Genomic DNA, 21,033 nt, shown 5'->3' with positions numbered 1-21,033 from the left:
CCGGAGGTCACGTCGAGGTGGCCGACCACCCGTAGCGGGAGAAGGACGGTCCTCCGTCCCGGAATGCGGCCAGGGCCTGTGTGACGGTCGGGAACGCGGGCTCGGGAAGGCGGTCCGCCGCGACCCACCGGGCGGCCAGGTGCTTGTCCGGCTCGGTGTTGGTCAGCTCGCCGGTCCACGTGTCGGTGGCGAAGACGAAGAGGACGAACTGCCCGGCCTGGTCCCAGCCCTGCTCGGCGTGGACGACGTGGACGAGGGCCAGATCGGCCGGGTCGACGAGCAGTCCGGTCTCCTCCTTGAGTTCGCGGGCAGCGGCCTCGTCGAGGGCTTCGCCGGGCTCGGCCTTGCCGCCCGGGACGGTCCAGGCCGGCTGTGGAAACCAGTTGCGCGCGGCGTAGAGCACGGCGGCGATCCTGTCCGTGACCTTGTCATGGACGATCACGCAGACCGTGTTCCGGCTGTTCATCACGCTGGTGTTCGTCACGGTGCGCACTCCCTTTGTCCGGCCGGACCTCAAGCCCATCCGAGGTGCGGTACGTCAGACCTCGCCGCGCCGCGCCAACGCCACCAGGCCCATCCAACTCCGCTCACTCACCAGCAGAACGGGGCCACCGGGGACCTTGCTGTCCCGCACGGGGACGACGCCATGAGCCGACGCGAACTCAGGGGCCCACTCGACGCACTGACCACCGTTGGGCGCGCTGTGGGTGCTTTTCACCCAGCCCGCTATCTCACACGTGGTGTCACTCACGCCTGTACTCCTCACGCATTCGCCAGATCCGGTCAAGAGTCGCCCGACGACCCAGGGCCTCGGCCTGCAATTGATCGTAGACCTCCCCCGCAGCGGCCGTGATCTTGGGCGCGTCCTGCGGCCGTCCCGTCACAGGACCCTCCGCGTACAGCAGCGTAGGCCGGGACTCAAAGACCAGCAACGTAAATGGGGTCGCCACGACTGGCATCGCTTCGAAGGGCAGCAACTGCAAGGTAACCCCCGCCCTTTCTGCTTCTTCGAGGAGCCTGTCGAGCTGCCTCGCCATGACCTCCGAGCCGCCCACCCGTACGTGCAGGCACGCCTCATGGAGCACCACCCACAGCTTCGGAGGCGGCGGTTCGTTGCGGGTCATCACCTCACGACGGCTCATACGCGCCGCCACCTTGGATTCAATCAGCTCCGGTGTCATCCCCGGCATGGTGAGGCGGTACGACGCACGGGCGTACTCCGGGGTTTGCAACAGCCCCATCAGGTACAACGTGGAGTAGTCGAAGATGCGCACCGCTTTGCGCTCGTAGACCACGAATGGCATGAACCAAGTCGGATGGTCACCCTCCAGAGCCCGTTGCCGTTGCCTCGCCAGCATGGACCCCGTACCGAATACGTGGTCGCATCCCTCGGCGAACTTCTCGCTCGGGTGGACCGTCCCCGTCTCCACCTTGGACACGTAGCTGATCGAGTACCCCGTTGCGTCGCCCAACCCCTTCAGCGTGATCCGGCGGGTCCTGCGCAACTCGCGCACGTCAACACCGAATGCCTCTAGAGGATTCAAAAACTCTGCTGGTTCGTCATCGTTCATCGCGGTGACCTTGCTCTCCCTGCGACGTAGCAGTTTGAACGCCGAGGTGGGCCCTGTAGCCCCCCTCATTCAATCTACTTACGCACCGTCGACTCGTGGTCACATCAGGCAACAAGCACCCGATCAGGTGGCGCCCGCCACCGGACCGGGACACGAGAGCAAGGTGAGAAGACCGGTGTTCCTCAACGACGAGGGAGAGGTGCTGCCTCCTGCCAGCCCCCTGACGTTCCCTCCCTGCACCTGCGGCTACCCCCAGTGCCCGGATCGCCCCCGGGAACCGGAGGAGGGGCCGGGGCGTGACAGCCCCGCCCTGCGCGAACTGCGCGCCAAGGTGCGGGAGCTCAACCTGCACAGCCACCTCCCGGGGCACCACTCCCCGGCGCTGGACGACTGAGCCCCGTCCTGTCGGAGCCGGCCTTCCCCACCGGCTCCGACAGAACGGGCGTGACAGAGCCCCGGCGGGTGTGAGCGCACCCGCCGGGGCCACGTACGGATGGCGACGACCCCATGACCCCCGACGCACCGGCCGGACCACCACCCCGGCCCTTCACGGCCCGCTGCGCCGTCTGCTCCCGATGGACGACCGCGCCGGTGGCCATCCGCCGCTACGGCAGCATCAGCGGAGGCAGCACGGTGACCCTGTACGCGTGCCCCACCGACGCACCGAGAGGAAGAAGATCGATGAGTTCACCCGGAGGCACAGCGGCTGTGCGCGACTGGACGTTCGTCCTGTACCCGGAGGGGCGCCCGACCGAGCGGGAGTCCGACGCGTTCGACCACGCACCCGAACTCGCCGGCGGCGCGATCGGCTGGGAGGAGGACCCCCGCGGCGTGCGGTTCCCGTGCACGGTGCGCGCAGCCTCAGCGAGGGAGGCGGTGTTGTGGGCCGTCGACCGGCTCGCCGCGGTGGGCGTACCGGTCTCCGACGTGAGGATGCCCCTGACCACAGCGTTCAGCTGACCCACAAGGGGAAGCGCCCCCATCAGGGGCGCGGGGAACTGCGCAAAACCACAGCGCACCCGCACCGAACAACGCACCCGCAGGGAAGCGCACCGAAGGGGCGCGGGGAACGGCGCGAGCAACCCCCACGCACCCGCGGACGAACGCGACGGGAACGCCCGAGGGCGGCACCCCACCAGGGGGTGCCGCCCTCGGAACGAGACGCGGAGTCCGAGCCGAAGAGGCTCAGAAGTCCATGTCGCCACCGGGCATACCGCCCGGCGCGGCAGCCGCAGCCTTCTCCGGCTTGTCAGCGATGACAGCCTCGGTCGTGAGGAACAGCGCAGCGATCGACGCGGCGTTCTGCAGCGCGGAACGCGTCACCTTCGCCGGGTCGAGGATGCCCTCGGCGATCATGTCGACGTACTCACCGCTCGCGGCGTTGAGCCCGTGACCCGGAGTCAGGTTGCGCACCTTCTCCACGACGACGCCACCCTCAAGGCCGGCGTTGACGGCGATCTGCTTCAGCGGAGCCTCAAGCGCGAGCTTGACGGCGGCGGCACCGGTGGCCTCGTCGCCCTCCAGCTCCAGCTTCTCGAAGACGGCACCAGCCTGGAGGAGGGCCACGCCACCACCGGCGACGATGCCCTCTTCGACGGCGGCCTTCGCGTTGCGAACGGCGTCCTCGATGCGGTGCTTGCGCTCCTTGAGCTCGACCTCGGTCGCGGCGCCGGCCTTGATGACGGCCACGCCGCCCGCGAGCTTCGCCAGGCGCTCCTGGAGCTTCTCGCGGTCGTAGTCGGAGTCGGAGTTCTCGATCTCGGCGCGGATCTGGTTGACGCGACCGGCAACCTGGTCCGTGTCACCGGCACCGTCGACGATGGTGGTCTCGTCCTTGGTGATGACGACCTTGCGGGCGCGGCCCAGGAGGTCCAGGGTCGCGTTCTCCAGCTTGAGGCCGACCTCCTCGGAGATGACCTCGCCGCCCGTGAGGATCGCGATGTCGCCGAGCATGGCCTTGCGGCGGTCGCCGAAGCCCGGGGCCTTGACGGCGACGGACTTGAAGGTGCCGCGGATCTTGTTCACGACCAGGGTCGACAGGGCCTCGCCCTCGACGTCCTCGGCGATGATCAGCAGCGGCTTGCCCGACTGCATGACCTTCTCCAGGAGCGGCAGCAGGTCCTTGACGTTGCCGATCTTGGAGTTGGCGATCAGGATGTACGGGTCGTCCAGGGACGCCTCCATACGCTCCATGTCGGTGGCGAAGTACGCCGAGATGTAGCCCTTGTCGAAGCGCATGCCCTCGGTGAGTTCCAGCTCCAGACCGAAGGTCTGGGACTCCTCGACGGTGATGACGCCTTCCTTGCCGACCTTGTCCATGGCCTCAGCGATGAGGTCACCGATCTGGGTGTCGGCGGCGGAGATGGAGGCGGTGGAGGCGATCTGCTCCTTGGTCTCCACGTCCTTGGCCTGCTCCAGCAGGGCAGCGGAGACGGCCTCGACGGCCTTCTCGATGCCGCGCTTCAGGGCCATCGGGTTGGCACCCGCGGCGACGTTGCGCAGACCCTCGCGCACCAGCGCCTGGGCGAGGACGGTCGCGGTCGTCGTGCCGTCACCGGCGACGTCGTCCGTCTTCTTCGCGACCTCCTTGACCAGCTCGGCGCCGATCTTCTCGTAGGGGTCTTCGAGCTCGATCTCCTTGGCGATGGAGACACCATCGTTGGTGATCGTGGGGGCGCCCCACTTCTTCTCAAGGACGACGTTGCGGCCCTTGGGGCCGAGGGTGACCTTGACGGCGTCGGCGAGCTGGTTCATACCGCGCTCAAGGCCGCGCCGCGCCTCCTCGTCGAACGCGATGATCTTGGCCATGTGAAGTGGTCCTCCCGGACTGAAGGGGGTCCTACCCGCGCCCTGACGAGAGCGTGGGAGCGGATGGTACGGACCGCGCTGGCGCCCGCGACGGACGACCTGCGACACCGGGCGAAATCCTTGCCCCACCCGGCCCGCGGGCCTCACCGACCCGGTCCTTCGTAGCACTCTCACTCGTAGAGTGCTAACGCCAATGATTAGCACTCGACCGGTGCGAGTGCAAGCGGCTTGGCGTTTTCCGGCGACCCCCCGAGGGCTCCGCCGCAGGTCAGCGGCATTCCGCTCTCCCGACGCACAGGTGCGTTCCCCTGCGGGGTGCGTTGCCTCCTGCGGGTGCGCCGTGGTTGCCCGCGCAGTTCCCCGCGCCCCTTCGGTGCGCTTCCCTGCGGGTGCGTCGCCCGGTGCGGGTGCGCTGTTGCTTTGCGCAGTTCCCCGCGCCCCTGAAGGGGGGCGCTACCCAGCGTCGCCGCCTGACCCGAGGCGGGCCCCGTTAGGGGCGCGGGGAACTGCGCGAGCAACCACCCCGCACCCGCGCGGGCAATGCGGAGGGTCCGCACCCCTGCCGGGTGCGGACCCTCCGTAACGTCGCAGCCAGTCGACGCGCGGCTCAGACGGCCACGCGGACCATATCCGCCTGCGGCCCCTTCTGACCCTGCGAGATCTCGAACTCGACCCGCTGGCCCTCTTCAAGGGTGCGGTACCCGTCCATTTGAATCGCGCTGTAGTGGACGAAAACATCCGCACCACCGTCGACCGCGATGAAGCCGTAGCCCTTCTCCGCGTTGAACCACTTGACGGTGCCCTGAGCCATGCCTAACTCCCCTATTACTGGCCCTTGCACAGGACCGCACTTCGCGGACCCGGGTCATACCTCCACCCCCCAACGGTTGGGGGTGTGCGCCGGAACGCGTCGACCGCCGCTGAATGTATCTGTCCAACTGCCGTCTGCAACAGGTCAACTGGACGAGAAATCCAGGCGCGACGCATCGGAGATGTCCAGATAATTGACTGGAATTCAGGGCAAGTCGGGCCCAGCAAAAGCCACAAAGGGGCTAATTCGGTAATGCTCTTTGGCTACTTCTTGTCGCCGCGCGGCCGAGAAGTCATATGTGTGAAGGACAAGCGCGCGAGCCATTTCCCCAACCCTATCGCGTTCAACCCTATGGAATGACCCCCTCCGCTTCTCTTGCGGAGGGGGTCATCACGGTGACGCAGCGTCAGGAGCGCCGGGCCCGCGGGGCGGCGGCCCGGAGCGCAGGATTAGCCGCCGGCGACCGCGGGGATGATCGACACACCGGCGCCGTCGGGGGTGGCGGTGCCGAGGCCCTGCTCGAAGCGGACGTCGTCGTCGTTGACGTACACGTTCACGAACCGGCGCAGCTTGCCCTGGTCGTCCAGGACGCGCCCCGCGATGCCGGCGTGGTTCTTCTCCAGGTCGGCGATCACCTCAGCGAGGGTGGCCCCCTCGGCGGGCACCTCGGCCTTGCCGCCGGTGTAGGTGCGCAGAATGGTCGGGATACGGACGTTGACGCTCATGGGGCGGCCTTTCCGGTCGTTTCCGGCGGGACGGTACAGGGACGCGTACGGGAATCACGTACAGGAACCCCCGCACAGGGATCGCGCACGGGGATCACGTGCGGGGCGGGCAGGGCGGACGGGCCGGCCCTGCCCTGCGCGGCGGGGTGGTGTCAGCCGGTGGCGAGGCCCGCTTCGCGGAACGCGTCGAGGTCCGGCCGGATCGTCGCGGTCGGCCGGGCCCGGTCCGCCACCGCGTCGAGGGTCTTGAGCCCGTCGCCGGTGTTGAGGACGACGGTCGACAGCGAGGGGTCGAGCAGACCGGCCTCGATGAGCTTCTTGGTGACGCCGACGGTGACGCCGCCCGCGGTCTCCGCGAAGATGCCCTCGGTCCGGGCCAGCAGCGAGATCGCGTCGACGACGGCCGCGTCGTCCACGTCGTCCACGGCACCACCGGTGCGGCGGGCGATGTCGAGCACGTACGGGCCGTCCGCCGGGTTGCCGATGGCCAGCGACTTGGCGATGGTGTCCGGCTTCTGCGGGCGGACCACGTCGTGACCGGCCTTGAAGGCGGCGGAGACCGGGGAGCAGCCGGTCGCCTGGGCGCCGAAGATCTTGTACGGCTTGTCGGCGACGAGCCCGAGCTTGATCAGCTCCTGGAGCCCCTTGTCGATCTTCGTGAGCTGCGAGCCGGAGGCGATGGGGATGACCCACTGGTCCGGGATCTCCCAGCCGAACTGCTCGCAGATCTCGTACGCCAGCGTCTTGGAGCCCTCGCCGTAGTACGGGCGCAGGTTGACGTTGACGAAGCCCCAGCCCTCGCCGAGCGGGTCGCCGATCAGCTCGGAGCAGAAACGGTTCACGTCGTCGTAGGTGCCCTCGATCGCGACGAGCTCGCCCCCGTAGACGGCGGCCGTCACGACCTTCGCCTGCTCCAGGTCGTGCGGGATGAACACGCAGGAGCGCAGGCCCGCGCGGGCCGCGGCGGCGCCGACGGCGCCGGCGAGGTTGCCGGTGGAGGAGCAGGAGAGGGTGGTGAAGCCGAAGGCGCGCGCGGCTTCCAGGGCCTGGGCGACGACCCGGTCCTTGAAGGAGTGCGTCGGGTTGCCGGAGTCGTCCTTGACGTAGAGGCCGCCGGTCACGCCCAGTTCGCGGGCGAGGTTGTCGGCCTTGACGAGCTTGGTCCAGCCGGGGTTCAGGTTCGGCTTCTCGGCGACGTCGGCGGGGACGGGCAGCAGCGGGGCGTAGCGCCAGATGTTCTCGGGACCGGACTCGATCTGCTTGCGCAGGGCCTCGGGGTCGCCGAGCGGGAGGTCGTAGGCCACTTCGAGGGGGCCGAAACACAGCTCGCAGGCGAAGATCGGGCCGAGCGCGAAACGTTCGCCGCACTCGCGACAGGACAGCGCTGCGGCGGGTCCGAGATCGACGGCCGGGTCGGCGGCGTCGGGGGTACCGGCGGTGGAAGCGACGGTCTGAACAGCCATGGAGGGGAGGCCCTTTCTCCTCATCTTCCCCGTGGCGCGCTTCGCCACGAGACGGAATTGGCACCTTCCCGAGTCGGGAGCCTCGCGGGTGATGTCGCCGACGATCTTCGGCGGACGGTCACGAGAACCGACTGGAGGGTTGCCGGGGCTTCAACGGGCCGTATCCCTCTGCCCCTCTGGATGAGCGGTATGTGGTTGTCAGCGAGACGGCCCCCGACATGCGACGGTCATCCGCGTTGTTCAAGACTGTAACCGAAGGCCAGGACAGTTGAGATAGTCGTCCGCACCGCGAGATGGATCACAGTAGGGAGCCGTAGACCGTGCTGGAAGAAGTCGAGGACTGGCTGAGCAGGCGTTCTTGGTCCGTGGCAGACCGTTCGCCGCACCAGCTCACCGCGGCTAAGCGGGCCTCGGGCACCACGGTCAGTGTGGTGCTGCCCGCGCTGGACGAACAGGCGACGGTCGGCCGAATCGTGTCCGTGATCCGCGAGGAGCTGATGACGGGGCCGGTGCCGCTGGTCGACGAGCTGGTGGTGGTCGACTCGGGCTCCACCGACCGGACGGCCGAGGTCGCGGCGGCGGCCGGGGCGCGGGTGGAGCACCGGGACGCGATCCTGCCGAGCCTGCCCGCGCTGCCCGGCAAGGGCGAGGTGCTGTGGCGGTCGCTGCTGGTGACCCGCGGTGACGTGGTGTGTTTCGTGGACGCGGACCTGCGCGAGTTCTCCGCGGACTTCGTCACCGGGATCGTCGGGCCGCTGCTCACCGAGCCGGACGTGCAGTTCGTGAAGGCGATGTACGACCGACCGCTCGGCACCGCCGTCGCCGGGGGCGGGCAGGGCGGCCGGGTCACCGAACTGCTGGCCCGCCCGGTGCTGAACATGCACTGGCCCCGGCTGGCCGGATTCGTGCAACCGCTGGGCGGCGAGTACGCGGCCCGCCGCGCGCTGCTGGAGCAGCTGCCGTTCCCGGTGGGGTATGGGGTGGAGCTGGGCTTGCTGGTGGACGCGCTGCACACGGTGGGGCTCGATGCGTTGGCGCAGGTGGACGTGGGGGTGCGCCGCCACCGGCACCAGGACGGGCAGGCGCTGGGACGGATGGCGGCGGCGGTCTACCGGACGGCGCAGCTGCGGTTGGCGCGGGGGCACCTGTTGCGGCCGGAGCTGACGCAGTTCGAGCGGGGTCCGCGGGGCTTCGAGCCGCGCACGTACGCCGTCGACACGGAGGAGCGTCCGCCGATGGCCTCGGTGGCGGAGTACGCGGCGCGGCGCGTGGCGTGACCGGACGGGACCCGGTGGGCGGCGAGTGGCGTAATCGGCTGCGGTGAACGGCGCACGGGGCGGCGCGGTCCCGCGTGGCGCCCCGGAGCACCCCCACTCGCCGCCTAGATTGTCAGCTCATGCGCACATTCCTCCGTATTTTTATGTTTTCCTCACACGGGGTGGGTAAAGGGCGGGGTGGTGGCGTCCGGCGGTTGGCTGTGTGGACGGCAGGGGTTCTCGCGGCATCGGCGCTCACCGTGACGTCGGCTCCGGTCGCGTATCCGGTGGGACCGCCCCGCGCGGACGCCACCCCTACGCCCGCGCGGGAACGCGGGACGGCCCGCCCCGTGCGGGACGGGTCCTCGCCGTACCTGTACGGCGGGCTGGTGGTGTCACTGGGCGCGGTCGGCGGACTGCTGGTCGCGACGGTGCGCAGCAAGTCCGCTTCCGGACGGCGACTGCACGTGACCGGAGCGTGAACGCAGAGGCCGTCGTATACGACCGGCGACAACGGGCCAGGGGCCGCGCAGGGCGCGCCCGGGCCACGTTTGAGGGTTCACCGGGTGGGCGAGGTATCGCCGTATGGGTTTCTCTCAGGGTGGGCAGCGCACCACGAGCACCACGGGTGCCACGGTTCTCGTGGCGTCGAACCGCGGTCCCGTCTCGTACGCGGTGGCGGACGACGGCACGCTGAACGCCCGCCGCGGCGGGGGCGGACTGGTGTCCGGACTCTCCGCGATCGGCCCCGACACGGACGCGGTCTGGGTGTGCGCCGCCCTCGGCGACGGCGACCGCGAGGCGGTCCGCCGCACCGGCGGCGCCCTCGACCCCGCGGACACCGGCGGGCAGCGCGTACGCATGCTGGACGTCCCGGCGGACGTGTACGCCGACGCCTACAACGGCATCGCCAACTCCGTGCTGTGGTTCGTCCACCACATGCTGTACCAGACCCCGTTGGAGCCCGTCTTCGACGCGGAGTTCCGGTCCCGTTGGGCGTCCTACGAGGCGTACAACGCCGCCTTCGCCCGGGCCCTCGCCGACGAGGCCGCCGAGGGCGCCGCGGTCCTCGTCCAGGACTACCACCTCGCGCTGGTGCCCGGGCTGCTCCGGGCGCTCCGGCCGGACCTGCGGATCGGCCACTTCTCGCACACCCCCTGGGCGCCCGTCGACTACTTCCGGCTGCTCCCCGACGACGTGGCGGAACAACTGCTCCGGGGCATCCTGGGCGCCGACCGGGCCGCGTTCCTCACCCACCGCTGGGCGGACGCGTTCACCGCCTGCTGCCGGGAGGTCCTGGGCGGCACCGGCAGCACCAGGACCGGGGTGCACGGCCTCGGCGCGGACGCCGACTTCCTGCGCGAACGCTCCCACCGGGCGGACGTGGACGACCGACTGCGGGCCCTGCGCGAGCAGATCGGCACCGGGCCGGACGGCTCCCCGCGGCGCACGATCGTCCGGGTCGACCGCACCGAACTGTCCAAGAACATCGTGCGCGGGCTGCTCGCCTACCGCGACCTCCTGGAGCGCCACCCCGACTGGCGCGGCCGGGTCGTGCACCTCGCCTTCGCCTACCCGTCGCGGCAGGACCTCGCCGTCTACCGGGACTACACCGCCGAGGTGGCCCGCGTCGCCGCAGAAATCAACTCCACCTACGGTACGGAGAGTTGGACTCCGGTGCTGCTGCACGTGGAGGACGACTTCGCCCGCTCCCTCGCGGCCTACCGGCTCGCCGACGTGGCGCTCGTCAACCCGGTGCGGGACGGGATGAACCTGGTCGCGAAGGAGGTGCCCGTGGTGTCCGACCGGGGGTGCGTCCTGGTGCTGTCCCGGGAGGCCGGCGCCTTCGAGGAACTCGGCGCCCACGCCCTCACCGTCAACCCGTACGACGTCACCGCCACCGCCGACGCCCTGCACACCGCCCTCGTCACGCCCGACGGCGAACGCGCCGAACGCACCAAGCACCTCGCCGCGGCGGCCACCGCGCTCCCGCCGGCCCGCTGGTTCCTCGACCAACTCCGCGCACTCGACGCCCCCGACGTCTGAGCGGAGGCGCCCGGAACCCCGGGGGCGGAGAGGTCGACCGACCCGGTTTGTCCAAGGACCGGCCGTGTTTGTCCATGGGAGCGCAACCGTCCGCGCACCTAACGTCACCGCCATGTCACTTCGGCGCATCACCCTCCTGACCGTGGCGGGAGTCGTCCTCGCCGGCCTGCCCGGGACCGCTTCGGCGGCCCCCGGACGAGGCACCACCTACTACCTGGACTGCGCACGCGGCGACGACGCGCACTCCGGGACCCGGGCCGCCCGGGCCTGGGGCTCCCTGGAACGCGCCAGCGCGCACGTGTACCGGCCGGGCGACCGGCTGCTGCTCCGGCGGGGCGCCTCCTGCACCGGCGTGCTCAAGCCGCAGGGCGCCGGCGCGCCCGGCAAACCGGTCCGCGTCGACGCGTACGGCACCGGGACGAAGCCCCGCATCGAGGCGAACGGCGCCCGGGCCGCCGTCTGGCTCGTCAACACCGAACAGTGGGAGCTGCGGAACCTGGAGGTGTCCAACACCGGGGCGCCCACCACCACCGAGCGCCGGGCGGGCGTCTACGTCCAACTCACCGACTACGGGGTCGCCGAACACTTCGTGGTGGACGGCGTCGACGTGCGCGACGTCAACGGCTCCGACCACAAGGACCCCGACCCCTCCGGTGGCATCCTCTTCGCCGTGCAGGGCACCGAGCGGCCCACCCGCTTCGACGGCATCCGCGTCGAGGACTCCACCGTCCGCACCGCGGACCGCACCGGCATCGGCACCTCGTCCACCTGGGGCCGCGACGTCCAGGGCGCCGACTGGCTCTCCACTGACGTCACCTTCGTCCGCAACCAGGTGTACGACGTGGGCGGTGACGGGATCGTCGTGCAGAAGACCCGCGGCGCACTGGTCGAGCACAACTACGTCAACGGCTTCAACGAACGTTCCGGCGGCTACAACGCGGGCATCTGGGCCTGGGACTCCGACGACGTGCTCTACCAGTACAACGAGGTCACCGGCGGGCACGGCACCCGGGACTCCATGGCCTACGACATCGACGGCGGCAACAACCGCAACGTCTACCGCTACAACTACAGCCACGACAACGAGGGCGGCTTCCTCCTCGTCTGCAACGACCGCACCAAGACCAGCTCCGGCAACCGCGTCCACGACAACATCAGCATCAACGACCGCAACACCACCTCCCCGTACGCGGTGATCTCCGTGGTCTGCGGCTCCACCACCGACACCCGCGTCTACCGCAACACCGTCGTCACCGACCGCCCCGACACCGCGCTGATCTCCAACAACGGACAGACCGGCGTCACCTTCGAGGACAACGTCTTCGTCGGCGCGGCGAACGGCGGCTCACCGATCCGGGACACCCTCAGCACCTACCGCAACAACCTGTACTGGCGCACCGCCCAACCGCGCGACGCCTCGGCCGTCAACGCCGACCCGCTGCTGCGCGCCCCCGACCCCGCCCGGCCCGGGGACGTACGGCTGCGGCCCGGCTCCCCCGCGCTGGGCGCCGGCAGCGTGACCGGGGACGGCACCCGCCGCGACTTCTTCGGCACGCGCATCCCGACCCCGCCCAACCTCGGCGCCGACCAGACGCGCACCCCGCGCTGATCCGGCGTCAGTCCCGGCCTTCGCGGTCGGTGCGGCTCGTGCGGATCGCCCGCGCGAGGGCGTCCAGCAGGGCGACGACACCCGCCGGGCCGTCGACCACCAGGTCGGCGCGCTCGGCGAGTTCGGTGACCTCCGTGCTGCCGCTGCACACCAGCAGACCGGGCACGCCCCCTTCCCGTAGGGCGGCCACCGCGGCGAACGCGGGCAGGTCGCCCAGGTCGTCGCCCGCGTAGAGGACCGCGCGGGCGCCGGTCTCCCGGACGTACTCGGTGAGCGCGACGCCCTTGTCCACGCCCGGCGGGCGCAACTCCAGGACCAGCCGGCCGGGTTCCACGATCAGTCCGTGCCGGGCGGCCAGCGCGCCGAGCGGTTCGCGCAGTGCGTCGAACGCGCCCTGCGGGTCGTCGGCGCGACGGGTGTGGACCGCCACGGCACGGCCCTTGTCCTCGGTCCAGGTGCCCGGCCAGTCGCCCGCCGCCGCGAGTACGCCGGGGAGTTCGGCGCGCACCGCGTCGACGCCCGGGTGCGGGGGCGGTGCGCTGAGGGTGCCGGTGGCGGCGTCCCAGCGTTCGGCCCCGTAGTGGCCGAGGACGACCAGGTGGTCCAGGCCCTCGGCGCCCTCGAAGCCGCCGTTGCGGACGGCCACGGGGGCGGGGCGGCCGGTGATCACCGCCACCGAGCGGACCTCGGGGGCGAGGGCCGTCAGGGCGGGGACGGCGCCCTCGTGGGCCCGGGCGCGGTCCGGGTCGGCGACGATCGGGGCGAGGGTTCCGTCGAAGTCGAGGCCGACCACGGTGTGCCGTGGGTCGGCGAGGAGCGCGGTCAGCGCGGTGCGGCCCTCGGGGGTGGTCGGTACGGGTACGGGTGCGCCGGCCTTTTCGCTGGCGCTGGTCCTGGTGCGTTCGCTGTCACGTTCGCTGGGGGTGCCCATGTCTCCTGAGCGTAGCCCTTGGCGGGCGGCGGGGTGCGGTGCGTGGTCCGGCGCGGGTGCGACGTGGGTGCCCGCGCCGTTCCCCGCGCCCCTGGGTACGCCCCGGTCGGCGTGCGCTGTGCGGAGCGGGTGCGGTCAGCCTCTTCGAGGATCATTGGCTGGGGCCAGATCCTCGTAACCGATGGGGTATCGCTCCTTGATGAAGGCTTTCAATTGGTTTCTGGCGACCACCAGTGCGACTGTGGTTTCCTCGGTCTCCGCGCTCAGGGAACGGAGGCGACTCCGGCTCACATGCCCCTCCTTGAGGGATTCGTCGATGAACTCGCGGTACTTTCCCACCCAATCAGTCCGTGCTTGGACTGCCTGTTCGAAACTCAACAGCAGTTCGGCGCAGTAGATGGTCATCAGGCCGCGGAGTGAACGCCTGGCGGCTTGTCGACGTTTGTTGGGGCTCCAGCGCTGCGTCAAGGGCGCTGCGGGTTCCATGATCGAGTTGATCTCTCGGTGTGCCCTCTCCACGTAACTCCGCCCGAGCTTGAGGGAGAGGAAGGTGTAGGGGCGCCCCGCCCCGTTTCCCCCACCGGAATACGTGGTCTCCCACTGGCCCTCCGCGGCTGTCCCGATCTGATGCAAGGCCCGGTTCGTTCGCATGGCGGCATCGCACCAGTCATGGGTGATCTCGTGAAGTTCCATGAGTGACTCGTGCAGGTTCGGCCACGCCGGTGAGCGCGTGGCGTGCTCCGAAACGCCTCGGACCACCCCTCCTACCACCCGCGTCAGGGCCGTTACTTCGGGACCTACCGGCATGCGGGAACCTCGATTCTCCAGGCCGAAACGGGTATGTCAGCCTAGATCGGACCGCCTCCCCAGGTGGCCCGGTTGACGAAACTCCGCATTTCCGTAGGCCGACGGCAGCACGGGACCGCGCGGCCCCCGTCGGCCGGGGTTGTAGTTTGAGGGGATGGACGACGGTGGGCTCGGGGAGCGGGAGCTGGGCGTGCTGGCCCTGGAGCGGATGAGCTGGGACAGCCCGGGTGCGAAGGAGCGGGCCATCCGGGAACGCCTCGGGATGGCCCCCGTCCGCTACTACCAGTTGCTCAACGCGCTGCTGGACGACGCGCGGGCGCTAGCGCACGACCCGGTCACCGTGAACCGGCTCCGCCGGCTCCGCGAGACGCGGCGCACGGACCGCTGACCTGCGGGTGCGATGTCCTGTGCGGGTGCGCTGTGGTTGCTCGCGCAGTTCCCCGCGCCCCTGAAGGGGCACTCCTCACCATCGTCGCCCGCCCCCCATCACGGGCCCCGACAGGGGCGCGGGGAACTGCGCCCCGTACGCCCCGCGCGCCGTACGGCTACTCGTCCGCGCGCACCGCGCTGCGCTGGAGCAGATTCAGGACGGCGCCCGGATCGCCGTCCCCCACCACGGCCCCGCCGATCCGCTTCTTGACGTCCGCGCTGACCTGGGGCCACGAGGTCTTGGACACGGGGTACAGCTGGGCGCCGCGCAGCCCGTCGAGGAACTCCAGCAGGTCCGCGTCGGCCTTGTTGCCGGCCATCGCCTCGGCCGCCGAGGTGGTCACGGGCAGCAGGTCGTACCGGCGGGAGAAGTCGAGCACGTTCTTCTCCGCGTAGACGAAGTCGAGGAACGTGCCGATCTGCTCGCGGTGGCCGTTCTCCTTGAACGCCATCATCCAGTCGGCGACCCCGAGTGCCGCCTCGCTGCGGCCGGTGCGCCCGGGCATGGGCACCATTCCGTAGTCGACGTCCTTCTTGTCGCTCATCCGCATCAGCGTGGGGTGCCCGTTCAGCATGCCGACGTCCCCCTCGGTGAACGCGGCGAACGCGTCGGCCCGGTTGAGTTCCGCCGGCGGGGTGGGCCCGGTGAGGCCGGCGCCGACGAGTTCGTCCTTCAGCCAGGTGAAGGTCCGGAGGTTGGTGGCGGAGTCGAAGTCGTAGTTGCCGATGTTGTCGGTGTAGCCGCGCGGGTGGCCGCCGCTGAGCATCCACATCAGGGCCTCGCCCTGCGCCTCCTCGGGTCCCAGGGGCAGCGCGTACGGGAAGTCGACGCCGTGCTCCTTCAGGAGGACGGCCGCGTCCTTCAGCTCCTCCCAGGTGCGGGGCGGCTCGGTGATCCCCGCCTCCTCGAAGAGCCGCTTGTTGTAGAAGAGCAGCCGGGTGGAGGACGCGAACGGCAGGCCGTAGTGGACGCGGGAGAGCCGTCCGGCGCTGACGAGGGTGGGCAGGAAGTCCGCCTGGACCGCGATGGAGAGCAGTTCGTTGGCGGTGTAGAGCCGGTCGTCGGCCGCGTAGTCGGAGTACGAACCGATCTGGGCCATGTCGGGCGCTTCGCCCTCGTCGACCATCTTCTTGACCCGGGCGTCGACCTCCGTCCACGGGAGGACGGTCACCTTGACCTCGATCCCCGGGTTGTCCTTCTCGAAGGCGTCGACGACCTCGTCCCAGTACTTGGCGGTGCTGTTCTCCGCCGAGTCGCCGTAGTCCGCGGCGACCAGCGTCAACGACGTGTCCTCCCCGTCACCGCCCAGCCCACACCCTGCAAGTACGGTGGTCCATGCCAGCGCGGCTACCGCCGCGGTCAGTCTCGTCATGCGACGCTGCACGCCTGAGCCCCCTCGGTGGCTCCGCCGCCACCCCCGGCGACGGGCCCTGTGATCAGTTGGCGGCGAGTCTTCCCGGGGCCCGGCAGAAGTTCGACATCGGCTACGTATCACTTCGGCAACGGGCCGTAACCATAGGTATGTACCGCAACTGGACTAGACCTCTTACGGGTCTACACGCGACACTGTCCTGCGTGACTGCAACGACCCGGGTGACACCCCCCGGACCCCCGGCCGGGAAACACGTCATCGCCCTCGATGTGGGCGGGACCGGGATGAAGGCCGCCCTCGTGGCGAAGGATGGAACGCTCCTGTACACGTGCCGCAGGGCTACGGGCCGTGAGCGCGGCGCCGCGGCCGTCGTCGAGGGCATCCTCGACTTCGCCGCGGACCTGCGCGCGTACGGCGTCGAGCACTTCGGCGTGACCGCGTCCGCCGTGGGTGTCGTGGTACCCGGAATCATCGACGCCGAACAGGGCGTCGCCGTCTACGCCTCCAACCTCGGCTGGCGTGACGTCCCCCTCAGGAAACTGCTCAGCGACCGTCTCGACGGCGTACCGGTGGCCCTCGGCCACGACGTGCGGGCCGGCGGGCTCGCGGAGGGAAGGATCGGCGCGGGCCAGGGCGCCGACCGGTTCCTCTTCATCCCGCTCGGCACCGGCATCGCCGGCGCCATCGGCATAGACGGCCGGATAGAACCCGGCGCGCACGGCTACGCGGGCGAGATCGGCCACATCGTGGTCCGCCCCGGCGGACCCGAGTGCGGCTGCGGACAGCGCGGCTGCCTGGAGCGGCTGGCCTCGGCCGGCGCGGTGAGCCGGGCGTGGGCCGCGGCGGCGGGCGACCCGCAGGCGGACGCGGCGGACTGCGCCAAGGCCGTCGAGTCCGGCGACCCGCGGGCCGTGGCGGTCTGGCAGGAGGCGGTGGACGCGCTCGCCGACGGGCTCGTCACCGCGCTCACCCTGCTGGACCCCCGGATGCTGATCATCGGTGGCGGCCTCGCCGAAGCCGGGGAAACCTTGTTCACACCCCTGCGGGCGGCCGTGGGCCGGCGGGTGACCTTCCAGCGCATGCCGGAGATCGTTCCCGCGGCCCTCGGCGACAGCGCCGGGTGCCTGGGCGCGGGCCTGCTCGCGTGGGACCTCCTCTCCGGCACCGGTGGCACCGGCGAACGACCCGGGCCCGCGCGGCCCGGGAAGGCGAGCAGGACCGGCAAGGGCAAGACCGGCAAGAGCGGCAGCAGTAGCGGCAGCGGCGGCGGCAAGGCGGTCACGAAGAAAGGCAAGGCATCCCGTTCCGGACCACGTGGGTCCGGACACCCTGATTCCCCGGAGGTACCCGCCTGATGGCCCCCAGCAAAGTGCTCGCCGGAGCGCGGGTGGTGCTGCCCACCGGGATCGTGGACGGCGGTGAGCTGACCGTCGACGGCGAGCGGATCGCCGCCGGTCGCGCCGACGCCGCACCCGCGCTCGACCTGTCCGGCCACTGGGTGGTCCCCGGCTTCGTCGACATGCACAACCACGGCGGAGGCGGCGCCTCCTTCACCAACGGCACCGTGGACGAGATCCTGCACGGCGTCCACACCCACCGGCTGCACGGCACGACCACCCTGATCGCCTCCACCGTCACCGGGGAGATGGACACCCTCGCCCAGCGCGCGGGGCTCCTCTCCGAACTCGCCGAACAGGGCGAGATCGCGGGCGTCCACTTCGAGGGCCCGTTCATCTCGCCCTGCCGCAAGGGCGCCCACGCCGAGGGCCTGCTGCGCCACCCGGACCCGGCCGAGGTGCGCAAGCTGCTCGACGCGGCCCGCGGCCAGGCCCGGATGGTCACCCTCGCCACCGAGCTGCCCGGCGGGATCGACTCCGTGCGGCTGCTGGTGGAGCACGGGGTGCTCGCCGCGATCGGGCACACCGACGCCACCTACGAGCAGACCGTCGAGGCGATCGACGCGGGGGCGACCGTCGCGACGCACCTGTTCAACGCGATGCCGGGGCTCGGTCACCGGGCGCCCGGACCGATCGCCGCGCTCCTGGAGGACCCCCGGGTCACCGTCGAGCTGATCAACGACGGCACCCATCTGCACCCGGCGGCGCTGGAGCTGGCCTTCCGCCACGCGGGCGCCGCACGGGTGGCGTTCATCACCGACGCGATGGACGCGGCCGGGTTCGGGGACGGCAGCTACCGCCTCGGCCCGCTGGAGGTCGAGGTCAAGGACGGGGTCGCCCGTCTGGTGGAGGGGGGCTCGATCGCCGGGTCCACGCTCACCCTGGACCGGGCCTTCCAGCGCGCGGTGACCGTCGACGGGCTGTCCGTCGAGGACGTCGTCCGGGCGATCTCCGTCAACCCGGCCCGACTGCTCGGCATCGACGACACGGTGGGCTCGCTGGAGCCCGGCAAGTACGCCGACCTGGTCGTCCTCGACGAGGAGTTCGCCCTCAAGGGCGTCATGCGCCGGGGCGCCTGGGTGGTCGAACCCGCCCTGGGCTGATCTCCGGAAGGTGCGTGCACGAGGGCGGCGGTCGGCAGTGCGGTCTGTGCCGGCCGCCGTCTCTTTGGCATGATCAGATCCGAAAGATGATCAGACCGCCCGACCGGTGACCGGCCCGAGGGACCCGGCGGGCACCATCCTTCCGGGGGAGGCCCCACGGTGATCCTGACGGTCACGCTGAACACCGCGCTCGACCTCACGTACCGGGTCCCAAACTTGCGTCCGCACTCCTCGCACCGGGTGACCGAGGTCATCGAGCGGCCCGGCGGCAAGGGCCTGAACGTGGCCCGGGTGCTGGCGGCCCTCGGCCGGCCCGTCACCGTCACCGGGTTCGCCGGCGGCGAGACGGGCCGGGCGCTGCGGGCGGGCCTCGCCGCACACGACCCGGACGGTCTGGTCACCGATGCGCTGGTGCCGGTCGCCGGCGCCACCCGCCGCACGATCGTCGTGGTGGACGCGGTCACCGGGCGCACCACCCGGCTCAACGAGCCGGGCCCGCTGGTCTCGACCGCCGAGTGGAACGCCCTCCTCGACCGGTACGACGCCCTGGTGCCGACCGCCTCCGCGGTGGCCCTGTGCGGCAGCCTGCCGCCCGGGGTGCCGGTGGGCGCGTACGCGAGGCTGGTGCGGACGGCCAAGGCCGCTTCCGTACCGGTGCTGCTGGACACCGGCGGGGAGCCGCTGCGGCGCGGGGTCGCCGCCCGGCCGGACCTGGTGAAGCCGAACGCCGAGGAACTCGCCGAGCTGACCGGCTCCCACGACCCCGCGCAGGCCACCCGGGAGACCCGGCGCCGCGGTGCCCGTGCGGTGATCGCGTCGCTGGGCCCCGAGGGGCTGCTCGCGGTGACGCCCGAGGGCCGTTGGCGGGCCGTGCCGCCGGGCCTGGTGAAGGGCAACCCGACGGGCGCCGGGGACTCGGCGGTCGCCGGACTGCTGGACGCCCTGGTCGCGGACGAGCCGTGGCCGGTCCGGCTGACCCGCGCGGTGGCCCTGTCGGCGGCGACGGTACGGGCCCCGGCCGCCGGCGAGTTCGACGCCCGCGCCTACGAGGAGTACCTGGGACGGGTCCGGGTCACCGCCGACCCGCTCCCGTCCTGACCACGCGGTCGCGGGTCACCGTCGCGGGTCACTGGGCGCAGATCTTCTTGTCCGCCTCGACCCGCTGGACCCCGTCCGGCGCCTTGTCGGCCGCCTTGATGGGCACCCCGGGGCCCTTGAAGTCGGCGCCGAGGGTCAGCACCATCGGCTCCATCGCCGCGGCGTCCGCGGCCTTAGGCTTCAGCCCGGCGGCGGGCAGCCCCAGGTAGTCCGCGAGGGTGCGCGCCTGGTCGGCCTGGTTCGGCCCGTAGACCAGGTGCGTCCGGGCGGTCTTCTCCGGTGCGTTGCTGCGGTTGGAGGACTTGAGGACGCCCTTGGTGTTCTGGAGCCAGCCGAGGGTGTTCTGCGCCGCGCCCGGGGTGTCGCTGCCGTTGTAGACGTCGACGCGCACCTCGGAGGCGGCGGCGCGCGCGCCCTTGAGCAGTGCGGCCTGCTTGCTCTTGGCGTCGGCGGCCCGCTGCTTCTGCTTCTTCTTCACCTCGGTGAAGGACACGTCGTCGCGGAGCATGCCGAAGACCTGGGGGGCCTTCGTCTCGTCCAGGACGACGGTCGCCTTGATCCGTTCGGCGGGGTTGTCCTTCACGGGGAGCGTGGTGAAGGTGACGTTCTTGACGTCGATCTTCCCGAGTTCCTTGGCGAAGCCCGTCAGCTTGGGGATGGTGCCGATGCCCCGGTCGACGGTGAGGGCCTTGGTGGCGGCCTCGGCGACGTCGAGCATCGTCGTGGGGCTGCCGAGGATCTCGTCCTTCATCTTGCGGATCATCGAGGCGATGAACTGCTGCTGCATCTTGATCCGGTCGAGGTCGCTCTCGTTGCCGAGGCCGTGCCGGTTGCGGACGAAGGCGAGCGCCTGTTCGCCCTGGACGGTGTGCGGCCCCTTGCCGAGGTCGAGCTGCGAGTAGGCGTCGTCCTTGATGGGTTTCGCCAGGCAGACGTCGACCCCGCCTATCGCCGTGGTCAGCTCCTTGAAGGCGTTGAAGTCGGCCATCATGAAGTGGTCGACGGGCACCCCGGTCATCGCCTTGACGGTCCGCATGGTGCAGCCGGGGTCACGGCCCGCGACCCCCAGGCTCTCGTTGAACCGCACGTCCAGCTGGCCCGGAACGACCTTGACGGAGCCGTCCGACTGCTTGGTGGGGCAGTCCGGGAGGTCCACCTTCAGGTCCCGGGGGATGCTCAGGGCGGTCGCGTTGGTGCGGTCCTCGGACACGTGCAGCAGCAGCGTGGTGTCGGCGTGGCCGGTGGAGTTGCGCCGGTCGCCGTACCCCTCGTTGCCCTTGCCGGTGCGCTTGTCGGTGCCCAGCAGCAGGACGTTGATCGGTCCGTCCTTCAGCGAGCCCCCGTTGGCGGCGTCCCCGACGTCGATCGACTGGAGGTTGCCGCCCAGTCGGTCGTACAGGTAGTAGGCGCCGCCGCCGGCGGCGAGCAGCACGCAGGCCAGGACGCCGCCCGTCCACAGCATGACCCGGCGCCGGACGGACCGACCGCCGGACGCTCTGCCGGGGGGCTTGCGGCGGGCCGGCGGCCGGCCGGCGGGGCGGTCGCCGCGGGGGTTCGGGGCGCGGCGGTCGCGGGCGGCGGGCACCTGACGGCCGGGGCGGGCCTG

20 protein-coding genes, 1 pseudogene and 1 riboswitch are annotated in these 21,033 nt (G+C 71.0%); of the genes and pseudogenes, 10 read left to right on the top strand and 11 right to left on the bottom strand.

The window, feature by feature from the left end:
• Positions 1-7 precede the first annotated feature (7 nt).
• Genes ACFWIA_RS23585 through ACFWIA_RS23575 form a run of 3 tightly spaced genes read right to left on the bottom strand, consistent with a single transcriptional unit; the run spans position 8 to position 1,571 of the window.
• On the bottom strand, positions 8-484 hold the full coding sequence (locus ACFWIA_RS23585; RefSeq protein WP_387008192.1) for an NUDIX domain-containing protein: 477 nt from the start codon (positions 482-484) through the stop codon (positions 8-10).
• 54 nt (positions 485-538) lie between these two features.
• Complete coding sequence (locus ACFWIA_RS23580) at positions 539-751, bottom strand: DUF397 domain-containing protein (RefSeq protein ID WP_387008190.1); 213 nt, start codon at positions 749-751, stop codon at positions 539-541.
• A complete protein-coding gene (locus ACFWIA_RS23575; RefSeq protein ID WP_387008188.1) occupies positions 744-1,571 on the bottom strand; it encodes a helix-turn-helix domain-containing protein in 828 nt (275 codons plus the stop codon). The genes ACFWIA_RS23580 and ACFWIA_RS23575 overlap by 8 nt, the downstream gene beginning before the upstream one ends.
• Before the next feature lie 175 nt (positions 1,572-1,746).
• On the opposite strand from ACFWIA_RS23575, the gene ACFWIA_RS23570 reads away from it, so the two are divergent.
• Positions 1,747-1,965: a hypothetical protein gene (locus ACFWIA_RS23570; protein WP_387008186.1), complete on the top strand. Its 219-nt coding sequence runs from the start codon at positions 1,747-1,749 to the stop codon at positions 1,963-1,965.
• 287 nt (positions 1,966-2,252) lie between these two features.
• Positions 2,253-2,531 carry a hypothetical protein gene (locus tag ACFWIA_RS23565; RefSeq protein ID WP_387008184.1) on the top strand — a complete coding sequence of 93 codons (279 nt, stop codon included), beginning with the start codon at positions 2,253-2,255 and terminating at the stop codon, positions 2,529-2,531.
• A gap of 225 nt (positions 2,532-2,756) precedes the next feature.
• On the opposite strand, the gene groL is transcribed toward ACFWIA_RS23565, so the two are convergent.
• The 4 genes from groL to thrC all read right to left on the bottom strand — a co-directional run bounded on the left by groL (position 2,757) and on the right by thrC (position 7,378).
• Positions 2,757-4,379 (bottom strand): chaperonin GroEL, encoded by a 1,623-nt coding sequence (gene groL, locus ACFWIA_RS23560; protein WP_387008182.1) that lies wholly within the window; start codon positions 4,377-4,379, stop codon positions 2,757-2,759.
• Between the two features lie 607 nt (positions 4,380-4,986).
• Positions 4,987-5,190, bottom strand: a complete 204-nt coding sequence (locus ACFWIA_RS23555) for a cold-shock protein (protein ID WP_037653356.1) — start codon at positions 5,188-5,190, stop codon at positions 4,987-4,989.
• Between the two features lie 449 nt (positions 5,191-5,639).
• Positions 5,640-5,915 carry a MoaD/ThiS family protein gene (locus ACFWIA_RS23550; RefSeq protein ID WP_385489644.1) on the bottom strand — a complete coding sequence of 92 codons (276 nt, stop codon included), beginning with the start codon at positions 5,913-5,915 and terminating at the stop codon, positions 5,640-5,642.
• Between the two features lie 152 nt (positions 5,916-6,067).
• Positions 6,068-7,378: a threonine synthase gene (thrC, locus tag ACFWIA_RS23545; protein ID WP_387008179.1), complete on the bottom strand. Its 1,311-nt coding sequence runs from the start codon at positions 7,376-7,378 to the stop codon at positions 6,068-6,070.
• Positions 7,379-7,395: 17 nt separating this feature from the next.
• Positions 7,396-7,565, bottom strand: a riboswitch (SAM riboswitch).
• Between the two features lie 133 nt (positions 7,566-7,698).
• On the opposite strand from thrC, the gene ACFWIA_RS23540 reads away from it, so the two are divergent.
• The 4 genes from ACFWIA_RS23540 (at position 7,699) to ACFWIA_RS23525 (ending at position 12,289) form a co-directional block, all read left to right on the top strand.
• Positions 7,699-8,655 carry a glucosyl-3-phosphoglycerate synthase gene (locus tag ACFWIA_RS23540; protein WP_387008177.1) on the top strand — a complete coding sequence of 319 codons (957 nt, stop codon included), beginning with the start codon at positions 7,699-7,701 and terminating at the stop codon, positions 8,653-8,655.
• A gap of 239 nt (positions 8,656-8,894) precedes the next feature.
• The gene (locus ACFWIA_RS23535; protein WP_387008175.1) at positions 8,895-9,116 is read left to right on the top strand and encodes a hypothetical protein; all 222 of its coding nucleotides are present in this window, start codon (positions 8,895-8,897) and stop codon (positions 9,114-9,116) included.
• Positions 9,117-9,219: 103 nt separating this feature from the next.
• On the top strand, positions 9,220-10,680 hold the full coding sequence (locus ACFWIA_RS23530; protein WP_387008173.1) for a trehalose-6-phosphate synthase: 1,461 nt from the start codon (positions 9,220-9,222) through the stop codon (positions 10,678-10,680).
• A gap of 112 nt (positions 10,681-10,792) precedes the next feature.
• Positions 10,793-12,289, top strand: a complete 1,497-nt coding sequence (locus ACFWIA_RS23525; protein WP_387008171.1) for a right-handed parallel beta-helix repeat-containing protein — start codon at positions 10,793-10,795, stop codon at positions 12,287-12,289.
• A 7-nt stretch (positions 12,290-12,296) separates the two neighbouring features.
• Here ACFWIA_RS23525 and otsB read toward each other — a convergent pair whose 3' ends face one another.
• Both otsB and ACFWIA_RS23515 read right to left on the bottom strand, forming a co-directional pair.
• Complete coding sequence (gene otsB, locus ACFWIA_RS23520; protein WP_387008169.1) at positions 12,297-13,220, bottom strand: trehalose-phosphatase; 924 nt, start codon at positions 13,218-13,220, stop codon at positions 12,297-12,299.
• A 135-nt stretch (positions 13,221-13,355) separates the two neighbouring features.
• Positions 13,356-13,913, bottom strand: coding sequence for a hypothetical protein (locus ACFWIA_RS23515; RefSeq protein ID WP_387008167.1), 558 nt, complete (start codon positions 13,911-13,913; stop codon positions 13,356-13,358).
• A 268-nt stretch (positions 13,914-14,181) separates the two neighbouring features.
• Between ACFWIA_RS23515 and ACFWIA_RS23510 the strand changes: the two genes are divergently transcribed.
• Positions 14,182-14,415: a DUF3263 domain-containing protein gene (locus ACFWIA_RS23510; RefSeq protein ID WP_385489663.1), complete on the top strand. Its 234-nt coding sequence runs from the start codon at positions 14,182-14,184 to the stop codon at positions 14,413-14,415.
• 157 nt (positions 14,416-14,572) lie between these two features.
• Here ACFWIA_RS23510 and ACFWIA_RS23505 read toward each other — a convergent pair whose 3' ends face one another.
• The gene (locus ACFWIA_RS23505) at positions 14,573-15,829 is read right to left on the bottom strand and encodes an ABC transporter substrate-binding protein (protein ID WP_387008165.1); all 1,257 of its coding nucleotides are present in this window, start codon (positions 15,827-15,829) and stop codon (positions 14,573-14,575) included.
• Positions 15,830-15,978: 149 nt separating this feature from the next.
• On the opposite strand from ACFWIA_RS23505, the pseudogene ACFWIA_RS23500 reads away from it, so the two are divergent.
• The 3 genes and pseudogenes from ACFWIA_RS23500 to ACFWIA_RS23490 form a co-directional block, all read left to right on the top strand.
• Positions 15,979-16,989 (top strand): annotated as a pseudogene (locus ACFWIA_RS23500) (ROK family protein); the annotation flags it as partial.
• A gap of 194 nt (positions 16,990-17,183) precedes the next feature.
• The gene (nagA, locus tag ACFWIA_RS23495) at positions 17,184-18,329 is read left to right on the top strand and encodes an N-acetylglucosamine-6-phosphate deacetylase (protein WP_387008163.1); all 1,146 of its coding nucleotides are present in this window, start codon (positions 17,184-17,186) and stop codon (positions 18,327-18,329) included.
• 159 nt (positions 18,330-18,488) lie between these two features.
• The gene (locus ACFWIA_RS23490) at positions 18,489-19,427 is read left to right on the top strand and encodes a 1-phosphofructokinase family hexose kinase (protein WP_387008161.1); all 939 of its coding nucleotides are present in this window, start codon (positions 18,489-18,491) and stop codon (positions 19,425-19,427) included.
• A gap of 28 nt (positions 19,428-19,455) precedes the next feature.
• Here the strand turns inward: ACFWIA_RS23490 and ACFWIA_RS23485 are convergent, their stop codons facing one another.
• Positions 19,456-21,012 carry an LCP family protein gene (locus tag ACFWIA_RS23485; RefSeq protein WP_387008297.1) on the bottom strand — a complete coding sequence of 519 codons (1,557 nt, stop codon included), beginning with the start codon at positions 21,010-21,012 and terminating at the stop codon, positions 19,456-19,458.
• Between the last annotated feature and the right edge of the window lie 21 nt (positions 21,013-21,033).

The organism is Streptomyces sp. NPDC127068, from assembly GCF_042724695.1.
GTDB lineage: Bacteria > Actinomycetota > Actinomycetes > Streptomycetales > Streptomycetaceae > Streptomyces.
This window is presented reverse-complemented; position numbering and strand designations above follow the sequence as displayed.

What these genes read in the sequence shown, in the direction of transcription:
- ACFWIA_RS23575 (WP_387008188.1), bottom strand. Translation starts at nt 1,571, where the DNA reads ATGAACGATGACGAACCAGCAGAGTTTTTGAATCCTCTAGAGGCATTC.
- ACFWIA_RS23565 (WP_387008184.1), top strand. Translation starts at nt 2,253, where the DNA reads ATGAGTTCACCCGGAGGCACAGCGGCTGTGCGCGACTGGACGTTCGTC.
- groL (WP_387008182.1), bottom strand. Translation starts at nt 4,379, where the DNA reads ATGGCCAAGATCATCGCGTTCGACGAGGAGGCGCGGCGCGGCCTTGAG.
- ACFWIA_RS23555 (WP_037653356.1), bottom strand. Translation starts at nt 5,190, where the DNA reads ATGGCTCAGGGCACCGTCAAGTGGTTCAACGCGGAGAAGGGCTACGGC.
- ACFWIA_RS23550 (WP_385489644.1), bottom strand. Translation starts at nt 5,915, where the DNA reads ATGAGCGTCAACGTCCGTATCCCGACCATTCTGCGCACCTACACCGGC.
- thrC (WP_387008179.1), bottom strand. Translation starts at nt 7,378, where the DNA reads ATGGCTGTTCAGACCGTCGCTTCCACCGCCGGTACCCCCGACGCCGCC.
- ACFWIA_RS23530 (WP_387008173.1), top strand. Translation starts at nt 9,220, where the DNA reads ATGGGTTTCTCTCAGGGTGGGCAGCGCACCACGAGCACCACGGGTGCC.
- ACFWIA_RS23525 (WP_387008171.1), top strand. Translation starts at nt 10,793, where the DNA reads ATGTCACTTCGGCGCATCACCCTCCTGACCGTGGCGGGAGTCGTCCTC.
- otsB (WP_387008169.1), bottom strand. Translation starts at nt 13,220, where the DNA reads ATGGGCACCCCCAGCGAACGTGACAGCGAACGCACCAGGACCAGCGCC.
- ACFWIA_RS23515 (WP_387008167.1), bottom strand. Translation starts at nt 13,913, where the DNA reads ATGGAACTTCACGAGATCACCCATGACTGGTGCGATGCCGCCATGCGA.
- ACFWIA_RS23510 (WP_385489663.1), top strand. Translation starts at nt 14,182, where the DNA reads ATGGACGACGGTGGGCTCGGGGAGCGGGAGCTGGGCGTGCTGGCCCTG.
- ACFWIA_RS23505 (WP_387008165.1), bottom strand. Translation starts at nt 15,829, where the DNA reads ATGACGAGACTGACCGCGGCGGTAGCCGCGCTGGCATGGACCACCGTA.
- nagA (WP_387008163.1), top strand. Translation starts at nt 17,184, where the DNA reads ATGGCCCCCAGCAAAGTGCTCGCCGGAGCGCGGGTGGTGCTGCCCACC.